Source organism: Gammaproteobacteria bacterium (assembly GCA_019911805.1).
In the GTDB taxonomy this organism is placed as follows: domain Bacteria; phylum Pseudomonadota; class Gammaproteobacteria; order Thiohalobacterales; family Thiohalobacteraceae; genus JAHJQQ01.
This window is the reverse complement of the sequence record JAIOJV010000068.1, coordinates 1-2,560: the sequence shown is the minus strand read 5'-3', so window position 1 is coordinate 2,560 and position 2,560 is coordinate 1. Positions and strand designations below refer to the sequence as shown.

Below are 2,560 nucleotides of genomic sequence, written 5' to 3'. Positions count from 1 at the left end.
GGGGTCTCCTCGTTTTCAGTGCAATAAGTGACGGTACGCAAAGCTAGCACTGGCGCGGGGGTGGTCTGGGTAGACCGTTGATTTCATTGACTTTCCTGTTCGCTTTGTAAACGGGTATGGTGGCCTCCCACTTTTGAGGTTCACGATGCAGGGTTGGCACACAACGTTTTTGGGGATGCGTGGGCTCCCCCGCGATATCAGCGACTTCGAGATGAAGGCATTTTTCACCTTCGATGGTGCCGAGCGCGACGCAATCAATGCACGCCGAGGTGATTCCCACAAGCTTGGTCTGGCGCTCCATATTGGTTTCCTGCGCATGAGTGGGCGTTTGCTCGGTGCCTTTCGGGTAATTCCAGTAGCCTTGTGGCGCCACCTTGGCAACGAGCTTGGCATTGCAGCACCAGAAGTCGCCTCGCTGAGAGCCATGTATGAACGCGGGCGCACGCTATTCGATCACCAACAAGTAGCCTGCACGGTCCTTGGATTCCAGTGGATGAGCGAGCACCAGCGCCGCTCACTGGTACGTGAACTGCGCGACGAAGTGGCGCGCTGCGCCGACCGCGATCAGCTACTCGTGCGGGCGCGTCAATGGCTGTACAAGAACAAGCTGGTGATCGTGCACGAGCGGGCAATTCGGACACTGATTGCGGCGGCACTTGCCCAGCTTGAAGTTGAAACAGGCACCGCCATCGCCGCCAGCGTTGATCCAGCAACACTTGATCGCTGGCGAGCCTCAGTTTCAGAGCTGCGCCCAGATGGACAAACCCAGCAGAGTTGGCTATGGGCTGCACCGGCGAAACACTCAACCCGCCAAATCAGCGAGGTACTGGAGCGCATCGACCTGCTTTACACGCTGGACGTTCATAAGCACCTGGCAGACATCCCCGATCTCATCTTGCGCCGCTACGCGCGCCGACTTGTCTCCAGGCCGCCCTCAGCCGGAGCCAAGATCAAAGAGCCAGCGCGCACCGTGGAGGTCGCATGCTTTCTTCGGTATTGCCTGTTCACCACCACAGACCAGTTGATCCTTATGGTGCAGCGCCGGATCGCCGATCTGTGGCGTCAGGCTGCCGCCGATGTCCCCGCTACCGTCAATTGGGCCGCAATGTACAAAACGCTGCTCGGCGAACTTGTTGCCTTGAGCGCGCAAGGTGCGGTGCCAGATGCTGAGTTGCGTGCCCGTCTTGAAGCCTTGATCACCGAAACCCAGAAACGCAAACCACCGAGCAGGGCCTCCCTGGTCCGCGAGGGATTGATTGATGGAATTCGCCCCGTGCGGTCGTTGCTCGTCGCCATTGCAAAGCTGCCCTGGCAGGCCACCGGCGAGCATCCTGCCATCGAGTACCTTGCCAAGCTGCAAGCTTTATATCTCAAAGGATCCAGAAAGCTGCCAGTTGAAGTGGTGGCACCAAGTCTGGGAATGATCTGGCAGGTTTCGATCTCCAGCCCAGACCGGGAACGGGCGTTTCAGGCGTTGGAGGTGGCCACCCTGTTTGCCCTGCGCCGCGCGGTGCGCAATGGCTCGGTCTGGATTGAGCACAGCCTGAGCTTTCGGGGTCGTGCGCGCTTGTTCTTCACGGACGAGCGTTGGCAGGCAGAGTCCAAGAAACACTATGCCCGTCTATCGTTACCCAGCAAGGCTGCCACTTTCTTGAAGCCTTTGCTGGCCAGAGTAACTGCCGGTGTCGATGCGGTGGCCGCTGCAGCCCGCAGTGGCGTACTGCGCGTGGATGATGAACTCCATTTGTCGCCATTGCCCGCAGAGGACGAAGACCCAGAAGTGACCAAGCTGCGCGCGGCTTTGGATCACCGCATCGGTGAGGTTCAATTGCCGGAAGTGATTCTGGCCGTTGACGCCCAGGTGCGCTTTAGCTGGATCATGCTCGGACGTGAGCCGCGCTCTACCGACGAGCTGCTGATGGTCTATGCCGGCATCATGGCCCACGGCACCAGTCTGACTGCGGTCGAATGCGCGCGCATGATTCCGCAATTGTCTGCCACCAGCATTCGCCAGGCCATGCGCTGGGCGCGGGACGAACGGCGTCTGAGCCAGGCCTGCCAGGCTGTGCTGGAATTCATGCAGCGACACCCGATTGCCGCCACCTGGGGGCGGTCCGATTTGGCATCTTCTGACATGATGAGCATGGAGACCACCAAACGGGTGTGGCAAGCCCGGCTTGATCCTCGGCGCAACACACCTTCCATTGGAATCTACTCCCATGTAAAAGACCGGTGGGGCATCTTCCATGCGCAGCCCTTTGTGCTCAATGAGCGCCAGGCGGGCGTGGCCATTGAAGGTGTCATCCGCCAAGAAAAGCTGGAGACCAGCCAGCTTGCTGTGGATACCCATGGCTACACCGACTTTGCCATGTCACATGCCCGTTTGCTTGGTTTTGATCTTTGCCCGCGGTTGAAGGAACTCAAACAGCGCCACCTCTTTGTGCCACGCGGCACCAAAGTGCCCGCAGAAATCGCTGCGGTGTGCGAAGCCAATGTCGACGTCGCTTTGATCGAAAAGCATTGGGATAGTCTGGTGCACCTGGCAGCCTCGGTCATGAGC

General features: G+C 59.3%; 1 protein-coding gene. It reads left to right on the top strand.

Features of this window, described 5'->3' with window-relative positions:
- Positions 1-145: 145 nt before the first annotated feature.
- Positions 146-2,560: Tn3-like element IS1071 family transposase (locus tag K8I04_07425; protein MBZ0071542.1), on the top strand; the 2,415-nt coding region annotated here is incomplete at its 3' end.